This is a genomic window from Christiangramia marina (assembly GCF_048285865.1).
In the GTDB taxonomy this organism is placed as follows: Bacteria; Bacteroidota; Bacteroidia; order Flavobacteriales; family Flavobacteriaceae; genus Christiangramia; species Christiangramia marina.
In genome coordinates this window covers 258,315-272,395 of sequence record NZ_JBLVTK010000002.1, presented here as the reverse complement: position 1 = coordinate 272,395, position 14,081 = coordinate 258,315, and the positions used below count along the sequence as shown (strand labels likewise).

The 14,081-nt window shown below is 39.6% G+C and carries 12 protein-coding genes; 8 read left to right on the top strand and 4 right to left on the bottom strand.

Annotated features, from left to right (window positions below; translation table 11 throughout):
- Positions 1 to 977, bottom strand: a 977-nt coding sequence (locus tag ACNKXS_RS07685) for a serine dehydratase beta chain (protein ID WP_417920371.1), incomplete at its 3' end; no start/stop codon positions are given.
- 217 nt (positions 978 to 1,194) lie between these two features.
- On the opposite strand from ACNKXS_RS07685, the gene dnaK reads away from it, so the two are divergent.
- The 3 genes from dnaK to ACNKXS_RS07670 all read left to right on the top strand — a co-directional run bounded on the left by dnaK (position 1,195) and on the right by ACNKXS_RS07670 (position 6,896).
- Positions 1,195 to 3,126, top strand: coding sequence for a molecular chaperone DnaK (gene dnaK / locus ACNKXS_RS07680; RefSeq protein ID WP_417920370.1), 1,932 nt, complete (start codon positions 1,195 to 1,197; stop codon positions 3,124 to 3,126).
- Between the two features lie 316 nt (positions 3,127 to 3,442).
- Positions 3,443 to 5,002 carry a PhoX family protein gene (locus tag ACNKXS_RS07675; RefSeq protein ID WP_417920369.1) on the top strand — a complete coding sequence of 520 codons (1,560 nt, stop codon included), beginning with the start codon at positions 3,443 to 3,445 and terminating at the stop codon, positions 5,000 to 5,002.
- A 61-nt stretch (positions 5,003 to 5,063) separates the two neighbouring features.
- Complete coding sequence (locus ACNKXS_RS07670; RefSeq protein ID WP_417920368.1) at positions 5,064 to 6,896, top strand: cytochrome-c peroxidase; 1,833 nt, start codon at positions 5,064 to 5,066, stop codon at positions 6,894 to 6,896.
- Here the strand turns inward: ACNKXS_RS07670 and ACNKXS_RS07665 are convergent.
- Together ACNKXS_RS07665 and ACNKXS_RS07660 are read right to left on the bottom strand one after the other, a co-directional pair.
- Positions 6,888 to 8,135 carry an Nramp family divalent metal transporter gene (locus tag ACNKXS_RS07665; protein ID WP_417920367.1) on the bottom strand — a complete coding sequence of 416 codons (1,248 nt, stop codon included), beginning with the start codon at positions 8,133 to 8,135 and terminating at the stop codon, positions 6,888 to 6,890. The genes ACNKXS_RS07670 and ACNKXS_RS07665 overlap by 9 nt on opposite strands.
- Entirely contained in the window at positions 8,135 to 8,776 is a 642-nt protein-coding gene (locus ACNKXS_RS07660) for an alpha/beta hydrolase (RefSeq protein ID WP_417920366.1), read from the bottom strand. The genes ACNKXS_RS07665 and ACNKXS_RS07660 overlap by 1 nt, the downstream gene beginning before the upstream one ends.
- A gap of 48 nt (positions 8,777 to 8,824) precedes the next feature.
- Here ACNKXS_RS07660 and ACNKXS_RS07655 point away from each other — a divergent pair, with 48 nt between their 5' ends.
- The 5 genes from ACNKXS_RS07655 (at position 8,825) to ACNKXS_RS07635 (ending at position 13,536) form a co-directional block, all read left to right on the top strand.
- A complete protein-coding gene (locus ACNKXS_RS07655) occupies positions 8,825 to 9,247 on the top strand; it encodes a PaaI family thioesterase (protein WP_141877339.1) in 423 nt (140 codons plus the stop codon).
- Positions 9,244 to 10,389, top strand: coding sequence for a chorismate-binding protein (locus tag ACNKXS_RS07650; RefSeq protein WP_417920365.1), 1,146 nt, complete (start codon positions 9,244 to 9,246; stop codon positions 10,387 to 10,389). Before ACNKXS_RS07655 ends, ACNKXS_RS07650 begins: the two co-directional genes overlap by 4 nt.
- Positions 10,390 to 10,439: 50 nt before the next feature.
- Entirely contained in the window at positions 10,440 to 12,173 is a 1,734-nt protein-coding gene (gene menD, locus ACNKXS_RS07645) for a 2-succinyl-5-enolpyruvyl-6-hydroxy-3-cyclohexene-1-carboxylic-acid synthase (RefSeq protein WP_417920364.1), read from the top strand.
- A 68-nt stretch (positions 12,174 to 12,241) separates the two neighbouring features.
- Positions 12,242 to 12,586, top strand: coding sequence for a DUF2853 family protein (locus ACNKXS_RS07640; RefSeq protein WP_417920363.1), 345 nt, complete (start codon positions 12,242 to 12,244; stop codon positions 12,584 to 12,586).
- A gap of 101 nt (positions 12,587 to 12,687) precedes the next feature.
- Entirely contained in the window at positions 12,688 to 13,536 is an 849-nt protein-coding gene (locus ACNKXS_RS07635; RefSeq protein ID WP_417920362.1) for a CvfB family protein, read from the top strand.
- Here ACNKXS_RS07635 and ACNKXS_RS07630 read toward each other — a convergent pair.
- Positions 13,530 to 13,985, bottom strand: coding sequence for a hypothetical protein (locus tag ACNKXS_RS07630; protein ID WP_417920361.1), 456 nt, complete (start codon positions 13,983 to 13,985; stop codon positions 13,530 to 13,532). The genes ACNKXS_RS07635 and ACNKXS_RS07630 overlap by 7 nt on opposite strands.
- Positions 13,986 to 14,081: the final 96 nt, after the last annotated feature.

Genomic DNA, 14,081 nt, shown 5'->3' with positions numbered 1-14,081 from the left:
TCGTGATTTTCAATACATAGGTAATACATTAAAACAGCTGGCACAGTTCCCGCACTTCCGTTAGTGGGTGCAGTTACGACTCTTCCCAGGGATGCATTAACTTCATTTACACTTAAAGCAAAGCAGGTAACCCATTTAAGGATCTGTCGGAATTTCACTTCGGTTTGTCGAATGGCGGGAATCCAGTCCTCTACATCAGTATAGGAAGTATCACCAATTAAACGCTGATGCATTTCAAAAGCGCGTCGTTTAACGTTAAGACCACCGGGAAGTGTACCTTCAGTATGACATCCAATATACATGGACTCCAGCATTACATTCCAGATCTGTTTGAAGTTCGCGTCGATCTCTTCATCTGTACGTAGAGAACGTTCATTTTCAAGCACAATTTCTGAAATTGTTTTATTTTCCTTTTTACAGAATGCCAGTAATTCAGTCGCCTTTTCAATGGAGAAAGGGAAATTCTGAAAATTCTTCATTTTCTTACTGGCGTTCTTCCGTTCTTTTTTAACTACGAATCCGCCACCAATGGAATAGAACGAAGAGGAAGTTTTCTTGGCATTGAATAGACATGCACGAAAAGTCATTCCGTTAGGATGAAATTCGAGAAACTTTCTATTGAATTTTATATTTTCAGCAATAGAGAATTCTATTTCTCGTTCTCCATTTAATAATAATCTGCCGGTTTCACGAACATTGCTAATTTCGGAATCAAGGATCTCAATATCCATAGTCACAGGGTCATGTCCCAGTAATCCCAGAACCGTAGCAATATCTGTTGCGTGACCTTTCCCGGTGAGACTTAAAGATCCATAAAGATCTACATGAATCTTTTCCACCTGGTCGAACCTTTCTTTAGACTTTAATTCAGCGATCCAGCGTTGAGCTGCGCGCCATGGTCCAAGAGTATGAGAACTGGATGGACCAACGCCCACCTTCAGCATATCAAAAACACTAATGCATTCGATTTTTCGCATTCAGATAATATTATTTGAGCACAAAAGTAAGGATTTGATAATGCTGCCCATATATAATCACGAAAATTATATTCCGAAGAAATCAAGAGAGAATAAGTCACTAGTGACAGGGATAAATTTTAAAAATGACAGTCTGTCATAAGAAAAGCGCTGGCATAATGATTGACTTCAAGTGAGTGTAAAATTGATAAACTAACATAAAACAAGTTATATAGTTATGAGTAAAATAATTGGAATTGACTTGGGTACCACTAACTCCTGCGTTGCCGTAATGGAAGGTAGTGAGCCAACAGTGATACCTAATGCTGAAGGAAAAAGAACAACACCATCTGTAATCGCATTTGTAGAAGGTGGAGAAATAAAAGTAGGTGACCCTGCAAAGCGTCAGGCGGTGACTAACCCAACTAAAACAGTTGCTTCTATTAAAAGATTTATGGGGAACAAATTCTCAGAATCTGAAAGAGAAGCTGGGAGAGTACCTTATAAGGTAACTAAAGGTGATAATGATACTCCACGTGTGGATATCGATGGTCGTCTTTATACTCCGCAGGAATTATCTGCAATGGTACTTCAGAAAATGAAGAAAACTGCTGAAGATTATCTTGGACAGGATGTTACTGAAGCGGTAATTACAGTTCCTGCATATTTTAATGACTCTCAGCGTCACGCAACAAAAGAAGCTGGTGAGATCGCAGGTTTAAAAGTAAGAAGAATTATCAACGAGCCTACTGCAGCAGCATTGGCTTACGGATTGGATAAAAAATCTCAGGATCAGAAAATTGCTGTGTATGACCTTGGTGGTGGTACCTTCGATATTTCTATTCTTGAACTAGGTGACGGAGTATTTGAAGTACTTTCTACAAATGGTGATACTCACCTTGGTGGTGATGACTTTGATGAAGTATTGATCGATTACCTGGCTGATAATTTCCAGAAAGCGGAAGATATCGATTTAAGAAAAGATCCAATGGCACTTCAACGTTTGAAGGAAGCTGCTGAGAAAGCGAAGATCGAATTATCATCTTCTACTCAAACAGAAATCAACCTTCCATACGTAACTGCAACTTCTAGTGGACCAAAACACCTTGTAGAAACTATTACAAGATCTAAGTTTGAGCAATTAGCTTCTGAACTTGTTACAAGATCTATGGAGCCGGTGAAAAAGGCACTTAGCGATGCAGGTCTTTCCAAAAGCGATATTGATGAGGTAATTCTTGTTGGTGGATCAACTCGTATTCCTAAGATTCAGGAAGAAGTTGAAGCTTTCTTCGGAAAAAAACCTTCTAAAGGTGTAAACCCAGATGAGGTTGTGGCAATTGGTGCTGCTATCCAGGGTGGTGTACTTACAGGAGATGTAAAAGATGTATTGCTACTTGATGTAACTCCACTTTCTCTAGGTATCGAAACCATGGGAGGAGTGAACACGAAACTTATCGAGTCGAATACTACGATCCCGACTAAGAAGTCACAAACTTTCTCTACGGCGGCAGATAATCAGCCTTCAGTTGAGATCCACGTACTTCAGGGAGAGCGTCCAATGGCGGCAGATAACAAGACAATTGGAAGATTTCACTTAGATGGTATTCCACCAGCGCAAAGAGGAACTCCGCAGATTGAAGTAACTTTCGATATTGATGCTAATGGTATCATTAAAGTAAGTGCTACAGATAAAGCTACTGGAAAATCTCAGGATATTCGTATCGAGGCTTCTTCAGGATTGACTGAAGAGGAAATCGAGAAAATGAAGAAAGAAGCTGAAGCAAACGCTGAAAGCGATAAGCAGGCTAAAGAAAAAGTTGATAAGCTTAACGAAGCAGACAGCATGATCTTCCAGACTGAAAAGCAACTAAAGGAATTTGGAGATAAGATCTCTGAAGATAAGAAGAAGCCAGTGGAAGAAGCTTTAGAAGAATTGAAAAAAGCTTACGAAACCAAGGAGATTGAGCAAATTTCTCCAGCTTTAGACAAATTGAATGAGGCATGGAAGACTGCATCAGAAGAAATGTACAAAGCTCAGGCAGAAGCTCAGGGCGGTCAGCCAGGCGGACCACAGCAAGGTGCTACAGGCGCTGAAGGTGGATCAGCAGATGGTGGAGCCTCTCAGGGTGCAGATGATGTTGAAGATGTAGATTTTGAAGAAGTGAAGTAATTCGCAACTATATATTATAGAAAAACCTCGCAGGAATGCGGGGTTTTTTTGTTTATGGCCTGGTCGGGCCCAAGGTACTATGCATTTACAAACTGGACCGCATCAATAATATTTTTAGTACAATTTGCACTAATCTCTTAATGGTTTTTAACATTAAATAGGTTTCCGCAATATCAATTTTTCTCGAATTAAAAAAAACTTAACTCATTAACCTAAACGTGATTTTAAATTAATTTAAGTACTACAGTGGCTTAACATACTGGCTGACTTCAAACTGTATTTTTAACACAACTAAAAAACTTAAATTATTTTTAAAATGAACAGAATTACAAATTTAATGGGTCGGCTATTTTTACTAGTCGCTTTATCATCGGCAATCATCGGTTGTGAAGCTGAAGACGGTGTGGATGGTACAAATGGAATCGATGGCCAGAATGGTGTTGATGGAATAAATGGAGAAGATGGCCAGGATGGAGAGGATTTCACACCCGCTCCCGAAATATTCGAAAATAAAAGTGCGGTTGATCCGCTAGTTACCATGTCCTCGCAATTCAGTTTCGTTCAGGCTTATTCTCTATTAAGCACACCAGATGTGGTAGGAGATGATTTCCAACTGGCAGGTTCTGCTGATGGAGCAGGATTTTTAAAAGACGGTGACGGTTATATGTACGTGGTAAACTGTGAAGATAGTTATGCAGTAGCGAGAATCCGGTTTGACCAATACCTGAACCCAGTAAGCGGAGACTATTTATTAAACTCTGGTGTTTCAGATTATGCACGACAATGTTCTGCCACTATGTGGGAAGCCAGCATTCATGGAGGTTCAAAAGATCTTTTCCTTTCAGCTTCAGAAAGTATTAACTACGATGTAAAAGGGATAGACCCATGGGTTGAGAATCCAACACCTCAGGCAGATTTTGGTCTTGATGCCCTCGGTGAATTTTCCTGGGAGAACGCTGTTCCACTTCCTAAGGATGCGTACTCTGGAAAGACAGTGATCATTGGAGGCGATGATGATTCATCTGGTTCTGAAGGACAGGTGGTGCTCTATTATTCTGAAAATGCCGATGATGATCTGGAAAACGGGAAGATATATGTGCTTCGTACGAAAGAAGTTTCAGATGGAATGGATGGAAAAAAAGCTGTAGAATCTGATGTTGTTTATAATGAGTCAAGTTTTGATCTTCAATCAACCTACGAAGTAGAATTTGTTGAGATCGAGAATGGTAAGGATCTTACCAAGGATGAAATGGAAACAGCCAGTTCCAATGTGCTTGCTACTCAATTCATGAGAGTTGAAGACGTGGATTACCAGAAAGGAGTCTCTTCTAATGCTAGGAATGTATATTTCGCGGTTACCGGTAGAGGTCCAGGCAGAGGTACTTATAATGACTGGGGTACTGTGTATAAACTTGAGTTAGACGAAAACTCTCCGCTTTCAGGTAAATTAACTCAGATCGTTAGTGGAAACACAGATACCAATAACATGGACGGGAATTTAGGAGCTCTGCAAAGTCCTGATAATATCTGTGTAACTGAAAATTTTGTTTATATCCAGGAAGATCCCAACAGCTTTAGTAGAGGACATTCCGCATATATCTATCAATCAGATTTAAATGGACAAAATATTCAGCATGTGCTTGAACTTATTGTAAGACAGGACCTGGATCCAGATAATTCTACAGGTTTTAGTGGAGAATTTGGTTCATTGATAGATGTTTCAGACAAAATTGGAGAACCGGGAACTTTTCTTCTTGCTGTACAACCGCACTATTGGGAAAGCAGTGATTTTATGAATTTAGACGGTCATACCAATGCCGATCGTGAAGATGACCAGGCATCACAAATAGTTTTACTAAGAGGATTACCTAGATAATTCCAATTTTAGTTTCTACAGGTCTTCGTTCGTACGGAGACCTGTTCTTATTTATAGAAATATGTTTAAAAAAACACTTCTGGCAATCATTCTAATTGCCCAGTTTTCCTGTAAGCAAGAGTCGGAATACCTCGCTATTTATTCTGAAAATAATCAGGGCTGGACTCAGGCGCACAACTTCTATCAGAATTCGTTAAATAACAGTATTCAGCATTTGTCTGAAATTAAACGTAATGGTCTTGATGACCCTTCTAACAAAAAGCTTTTTAAGAAAGCCAGGCAGGAATGGAAAAAAGCAGAACCCTTTGCGGCTTATTTAAATCCTGCAGTGGGACACCGTGTAAACGGGCCTGCACTTCCAGTCTTTCTTGAGGACAATTCCCGGTTTATGCCGGCGGTTGGATTGCAAAAGATAGAGGAGAGTATTTATGAACGAGAAATCACCGAACAGGAATTTCAGGAAGAACTAAAAGTAACCCTGGGATTGATGGGGAACCTTCAGAAGAATTTAGATAAACGGGAACTAACCACAGAACGCTTTTTCATTGCAACGCAGCAACAGTTACTCAGGATACTTAGTCATTCGATCACTGGATTTGATACTCCTGTTAGTCATCTGGGGATAGAGGAAGCAGCGGTCTCATTAAAAGCCTTGAATGAGGTGTATGTTCATACACTTCAAAAAATGATACAGCAAAAGGATATAGATTTAGATAAAAGATTTCGGCAAAAGCTATTAAGTTCAGCTAATTATCTTGAAGAAAATACAGATTTTGAGACCTTCGATCGTTACGAGTTTACCAGAGAGTATTTGAACGATATCACGAGTTTATGGCTGCAAATTAGAAATACTTCAGGACTTTGGGAAGGTACAGCCAATCAACCCTTCAATTTCAATGCTCCAACATTTTTTGAAGAGGATTCTTTTAAGCCTGAATATTTTATGCAGAATGTAAATAAGAAGAATATTGGTAAGAAAATAGCACTTGGCGAGAAATTATTTTTCGAGAAAAAGCTTTCGAAAAATGGACGTATGGCCTGCGCGACCTGCCATCTTCCAGAACAGGCCTATGCAGATGGCCTAACTTTCAGTAAAGACAATCAGGGATTGGAACTTAGTAGAAATACACCAACTCTAATTAATACGGTCTATCAGCGAGGATTCTTCTGGGATGGCAGATCTGAAGGTTTGATGGAACAAATCTCTTCAGTATTTACTAATAAAAAAGAATTTGATACCGGAGTGCATGAATTTTCCGAGGAGATTTTACAGGATTCCACCTACCAGATAGTGATAAAGGAGACTTTTGGTGGTATTCCACATGGCAATACAGAACTTATTAAAGCCTTGTCTGCATATATTTCCACGCTTAATGGAATGAATAGTAAATTTGATAGAAATATTTCTGGCAAGGAAAACACCTTTACAGAGCAGGAAAAACGCGGATTTAATTTATTTGCCGGCAAAGCCCTGTGTGCGACCTGTCATTTCCTGCCTCTGACAAACGGAACCGTTCCACCATTTTATACTGAAACCGAAAAGGAGATCATAGGTGTTCCAGCAACAGCCGCAAATAATAAACTGGACGATGATACCGGCTTCTATTGGAGCTACAGAGTTGAAGAGCATAAGGGAATGTTCAAAACCCCAGGAGTACGAAATATAGCTTTAACTGCTCCATACATGCACAACGGAGTTTATACGAATCTGCAGCAGATAATTGACTTTTATAATAAAGGAGGTGGAGCTGGATTAGGATTTGATCTGCCACATCAAACCTTGCCCTTTGATAACCTGGAACTAAATGAAGTCGAACAGGCTGCTCTGGTAGCATACTTAAAAACGCTAACGGATACTAAGGTAACTGGTCACAAAAAGGACCTTTCAATTTAGCATAGTATAGATATATACGAAATTGAAGAGAACCAGCACCACAAGGCAGCATAAACTAAAAAATCGGTACTGCTTACCAGGCTGGTCTTCTTTTCTCATAACCTTGCTGGTTACGAGTTTATAATTAAACCATGCGAGCAAGGGAGCTGATAGAAAAGATAAGGCTGTAGCGAAATCTATAAGCACCGTAAATGTCATACTAAAATAGGAAAGGATTACCAGGGCAACAGCTGGAATGATAAAAATTGCCAGTCGGTAAGAATTCCATTTTTCAGAGGTTGTTGCATCAGGTTTTTCGATCATATAAACTTCAGAAAGTACCCGGGGAAATGCATCTGTAACCGCAAGGGTAGTGGAGAACATTGCGATTAGGGCAGCGATGGCTACCAGTGTTTCACTCCAGGGTCCTAAAGTGGCTCCGTAAAGCGCTACCAACTGTCCCGAAAACTCCACACCGTTCCCGGAAAATTCTGTATTGGAACCAAACATAATAAGTGCTCCCATTAGAAAAAATAACAGACCAATAATTGCAGCAGCCAGGTAACCTACATTAAAATCTGCAAATGCTTCCCTGATACTTATTTTCCCTGTGGATACCGATTTTTCCCTGGTCCAGATCGAATGCCATACGGCAGCATCTAACGGAATTGGCATCCATCCCATAAAAGCAATGATAAAAGCTATACTTGCGGTATTCCAGATATCTGGTGATGAAATAGATAGCGAACGATCAAGCCTCCCGTCACCAAACGCCAACACCACCGCGATCAAAGTAGCCAAACCAAGTAAGCTAACGATGAATTTCATGGATTTGTCCAGCGCCGGATATCTTCCAATAAGTAGTAGAGCGATACAAATAGCAGAAATAATGAGACTCCAGCTAAAAGTTCCCAACGCCATTCCAAAAAGTTGTTCGGCTAGACCGGCGGTTACGATCGTAACTGCAGCCTGAATAATGAACATGCTACCCACCGTAATAAAAATAAACAACGCATAAGGCAATTTACCTAGACGCTTATAACCCTGAATGAGATGTTCACCTGTGGAAGCCGCGTACCTGGGTCCAAATTCGAGAAATGGGTATTTTGTAATGCACGCGAGCAGTAAGATCCAGATGAGTAAGAATCCGTAATCTGCACCGGCTCTGGTCGCCTGCACCAAATGCGAAACTCCGATCGCTGCTCCGGCAAGCAGGAAGCCCGGACCCAGGGATCTTAAAATGGATCTACTTTTCGGCATTAGCTGGTTTTAGCAATTTTAGTGATTATTTCCTGGTTTAGTTCGTGTCCACCTTCAAAAGCATGAATATTGATCTTTTCTCCGAATATTTCCTTCAATCTTGATTCTTCAACTTCTATAATTCCTTTTTTGAGGTATTCATCCTGTGTTCCGTAGATAAAATGAAAATTGGTTTCTTTCAGAAAATCAAAATCTGTCTTGTTAAGTTCCTGCGGTACTTTTCCGGAGTGCATGATAAGATTTGCGCATTTGATTTTACGTCTGGCTACGAACCTGGTAGCAACAGATACACCTTGTGAATAACCGAGAATATTCAGTTTATGAACATTAGATAGATCTTCAGCGTCAAAAACAGCATCTAGATATTTCAGCACGTTTTCGATCTCAGCATCAAGATTCTCCCGGGTAATCCAGGAGGCACCCATATGCTTGTATTCTCCATTGAGATAATATTTCGATTGAGCCTGTGGAGCAATGATATAATTTTGAGCATCCAGATGATTAAAATGCCTTATAAAATACCTGCTTAAATATCCAATTCCGTGGAGGACCAACCATACAGTTCTGGTTTTTTCAGAATGTTCATTCAAGGTTGAATAGGTGTTGTGAATGGTATAAGAAAGACTTTTCTCCTTACTCATGGTTGTCGCAGGTTTTGTATTTTTACAAATAAACCAATCTTTTAAAAGATGACGAAGGAAGAAGTACTGCAACTTTCAAAAAAGGTCTGTAAGAACACACTTATGGAAACCCTTGAAATAGAGTTTTCTGAAATTGGAGAAGATTACCTGATCGCTAAAATGCCGGTGAATTCAAGAGTTCATCAACCTGACGGAGTTTTACATGGAGGTGCGACGGTAGCCCTGGCAGAAAGTGTTGGAAGTATGGCCAGTTATGTTTTTCTGGATACCGATAACTTTTTTATTCGGGGCATTGAGATTGCTGCAAATCATCTAAGAAGTGTAAAAGAAGGATGGGTTTACGCCAAAGCGACTTTTATTCATAAAGGTCGAACTACGCAATTATTTGAAATAAAGATCACAGATGAGGAAGATCGCCTGATCTCCCTGGTGAAGTTAACGACCATTGCTCTTCCAAAAGAAACCAAATGATCACAGAAGAAGAATTATTTGCCAGTATAAGAACTCAGGCTGATAAAGAATTTCCATTTGTTGTTTATCGGAAACCTGGGGAAAAAAGTGTAAAGCTAATCTGTCAAACCTCTGCGGAAACCTATAGCGGTGAAGATCTGGACACGCCGGGATTTGTATTTGCCGCTTTTGATTCTTTGAATCGATCCCTGCTTATTCCTATTGCTGAAGCTGAAGTTTTTAATTGTAATTACGAAAACCGACCAGTAAGTCAGCCAGTTCCCCCACAGCCGGAACAACCCATGCCAGCAAGGAATTCTCAGGACCAGATAAAGCATGAGAAATTAGTGCAGTCTGGTATCGACCAGATCAAAACTAGCAGTATTGATAAGATCGTACTGGCGAGGGCTGAAAAGGTGAAGTTCCACGATCCCGATCCCATTCCCATTTTTAGAAGATTACTCGACAGGTATGAGGATGCGTTCGTCTATTTCTGGTATCATCCCGAAACCGGCACCTGGATGGGCGCTACTCCGGAAACTCTATTACATTCTGAACGTAACAGATTTAAAACGATGGCTCTTGCCGGAACTCAGGTTTACGAAGAAGGTTCGGAAATTACCTGGCGTCAAAAAGAAATAGAGGAGCAGGCAATTGTAACCAGTTATATCGATAAAGAATTGCAAAAGATTTCAGAAGTAAAAGAACTGAAGATCGGTGAGCCTTATAATGTAAGAGCAGGGAACCTGTTGCATATAAGAACCGACATTCAAGGATCTTTTGATTCCAGTTCTGCACTTTCCAGAATCGTGACGGCACTTCATCCTACACCGGCGATCTGTGGCATCCCGAAGGCTGAGGCACTTCAGTTTATACTTCAGAATGAAGAAATGGACAGAGAATATTATAGTGGATATCTGGGTGAAGTTCAACTCAGCAAGGAGGTGAAGAGAAATTCGAATCGGCGCAATCAGGAAAATCAGCAATTTGCTTCGATTTCCAGAGTTTCTAATTTGTATGTAAATCTTCGCTGCATGAAACTGGAACAGGATATCGCAAAAATTTTTGTGGGTGGCGGCATCACCAAAGATTCCAATGCCGGAGAAGAATGGTATGAGACGGTAAATAAATCTGTCACCATGCGTAGGGTTCTTGTTAAATAAGCTTCAAAAACTCTTTCCAGCTTAGACGTAAATACTAATTTTGGGAGTCTATGAAATATTCAAAAATTCCGGTAGCGAGATCTGTGGTAGCTCTGTGTGTTGCCAAGAATATAAAGCATGTGGTAATTTCACCAGGTTCGAGAAATGCGCCCTTAACAATAGGCTTCACGCATCATGATGATATTACAGCTTATAGTATTGTAGATGAACGCTGTGCAGCTTTTTTTGCGCTGGGAATTGCTCAACAAAAAAGGACTCCTGTGGCACTGGTATGTACTTCAGGTTCAGCACTGCTAAATTATTATCCGGCGATCGCCGAAGCATTTTATAGTGATATTCCATTGGTGGTTATTTCCGCAGATCGTCCCATAGAACGTATTGATATTGGCGATGGGCAAACCATCAGGCAGAAGAACGTTTTCGAAAATCATATCCTGTACTCTGCCAATCTCTATTCTGAACTGGTATTGGAACATCAATCTGAAGACGCCAAGCTTCAGCAGAAACAATTTGAAGCACGTAAACATAACGAACGGGAAATCAACCTCGCTTTGAATAAGGCGATAGAAGAAAAGGGGCCTGTACATATTAATGTGCCTTTCTACGAGCCACTTTATGATACGGTAGAACATATAGAAGTAGATCCATTGCAGATCCTTCCCGAGGTGAATGAGAAACACTATACTGAAGCGCAATTGAACAGCTATGTGCAGGAGTGGAATAGCGCCAAACGTAAGATGGTGATCGTCGGGGTGGCCCAGCCAAATCTGATAGAACAACAATTCTTAGATATGCTGGCGAAAGATCCCAGCGTGATTGTTTTTACTGAAACCACATCGAATATTCATCATCCAGATTTCTTTACCAGGATCGATACGTTGGTAGGACCTATCGAAAAGGAAGAAAATAAAGAGGAATTATTTAAAAAATTGCAACCTGATATTCTGCTCACTTTCGGCGGAATGATCGTATCGAAAAAGATCAAAAACTTTCTGAGAAATTACAATCCTAAACATCACTGGCATGTAGATTCTAAAAAGGCTTATAACACCTTCTTTTGTTTGAACAAACATTTTGAAACAGATGTAAATGGTTTTTTTCGCTCATTCATGCCACTCACTAAGACAATAGTCAGCGATTATGGAAATTTCTGGAAGGATATAAAAAAGAACAGGCAGCACCGTCATGAAGAGTATATGTCTGAGATCCCATATTCAGATCTTAAAGCGATGCAATTGATCGTACCAGAGGTACCAGATCACAGTATCGTGCATTTCGCGAATAGTTCTACCATCAGGTATGCACAATTGTTTGAATGGGATCGAAGTCTGAACACTTTTTGTAATCGAGGAACCAGTGGGATCGATGGTAGTACTTCAACTTCAGTTGGAGCAGCGGTAGCTTCAGATAAACCTGTTTTATTCATTACAGGAGATCTAAGCTTCTTCTATGACAGCAATGCATTGTGGAATGATCATATACCTTCCAATTACCGCATAATTTTACTGAATAATAGTGGTGGAGGTATTTTCAGAATATTACCGGGAAATAAAGATTCAGAGAATTTTGATACTTATTTCGAAACTACTCATGAATTGCAGGCGAAACCTGTTTGTGAGCTGTATGGATTTAACTATTCAAAAGCTGCCAATGAACAGGAAATAGAGCATGAACTGAATACATTTTTTGATGCTTTTGAAAAACCCAAATTGCTGGAAATTTTTACTCCGCGTAAAATGAACGACAAGGTATTGCTGGAATATTTTAGTTTTATGAAATCTTAGTCGGCTGTCATAGGCTTCTTTTTTACTTTTTTATTAACTTACCTGAGCTAAAACTTAAAATTTAGATCATGAGTAAACTTGATGAAAAAGTAGGTCAGTATATCGATGACCTTAAGACCAAAGTAGGGGAGGATAATCCTGATGTGGATCTTCTACGTAAACTGGCGAAGTCCATGGGGCCAAGCATTTATAATGCTGATGCCGAAACTGTTGCTGCTTCAAGTAAATCTGAAGTTGAAACGGTTAAGAAAAATTTTGTGATGAAAAAACTTGGGGTGACCGATGAAGCGGAAGCAGACGAAGCGATCAACCAGGTAATGGAGAAATATGGCAAGTCCAATCGTAGAAAATACAGAGTTGTAATTTATTACCTTCTTACCAAGCATTTTGGTAAAGAAAGCATGTATAAATAAGTTGCTGTAAACATATATAAAGATCCGTTTATGTGATTATCACGTAAACGGATTTTTTTATTGCTGATTAACAGTATCTTTGTATGCTAAATTTTTAGACTATGATCAGGTTAGGAGAATACCATGAGTTAAGTATTATTAGAGAAAGCGATCACGGTGTGTATCTTGAGAACGATGCCGGCGATGAGGTGCTGTTACCTAATAAATACGTTCCCGAAACCTGGATGGTCTATGACAAGATCAAAGTTTTTGTTTATCTGGACCATTCAGAAAGACCAGTCGCAACCACTCTGGAGCCAAAGATCAAATTAGATCAGTTTGCGAATCTTACCTGTGTTGAGGTTAGCAAATTTGGGGCATTTTTAGATTGGGGCCTTGAAAAGCATTTATTCGTGCCGTTTAAGGAGCAGGTCATCCCGATGCAAAAAGGAGAGCGCTATCTTGTATTCTGTTACCTGGATCTCGAAACAGAACGACTTACTGCATCTTCTAAAGTTCATGCATTTCTTGATAATTCTGAACTTACCGTGGAACCATTTGATGAGGTGGATCTAATCGTGAGTAACGAAACCGACCTTGGTTTTAATGTGATCATTAACCAGTTGCACTTAGGTTTGATCTATCATGATGAAGTCTTTAAAAAATTGCGAATTGGTGATTCTCTAAGAGGTTTTATCAAGAAAATAAGAACAGATAATAAGATCGATATTATGTTGCAAAGGCCGGGATATCGAAGTATCGAGCCAAATGCTCAGAAAATTCTTGATAAACTCGAGACTTCCGGTGGATTTATTGATCTAACAGATAAGTCTGATCCTGCAGATATCAAATCCAGATTGCAAATGAGCAAGAAGAGCTTTAAAAAAGCGATTGGAAGCCTTTACAAGAACAGGCAAATCGATTTGAATGAAGACGGAATTACTTTAAAAGAGCAAGACCAGGATCAATAGATATATCGATATGGAGTATTATATCTTCTCACTCCATAATTACGCCTATTGTAATTGTTCAGGAATGGATTGTAGAAAGGGTTGCTAAAAGAATCATTTCTATCTCTAGTTTGAATATTCCCTGTTACTTCAAAAATTTTCTTTTCTCTGGTTCTCTGCGGAAGCGGAGATCCAAGGTCAATTTCTCGAGTGATCTTATTTCTATTTGCTTTGTCTATGATCGCCAGCATATCGATCTGGTCTTTCTGAATATCATTCCGAAGATGCATAAAAGAACCATCTGAAATATTAAATTCTGAAGGTTGCTGCCAGTTAAAACTGAAGTCTTTCCAGTCATTTTGGATTCCTCGATTGCCAATTTCGAAGTCCTCCCGATCCCAATACCCGAATTCCTGGGCAGATGTAGTAAAACCTGCCAGCAAAAAAAGTAGGATGTAAAGAATTCTCATGATCAGTTTTTTTCTGAAGAATATCAAAAATGGTGCAAAAACATTAAAAATATTCCAATTCTTATAGAATTTTTTGAAACAGTTTTGTAAAAACGA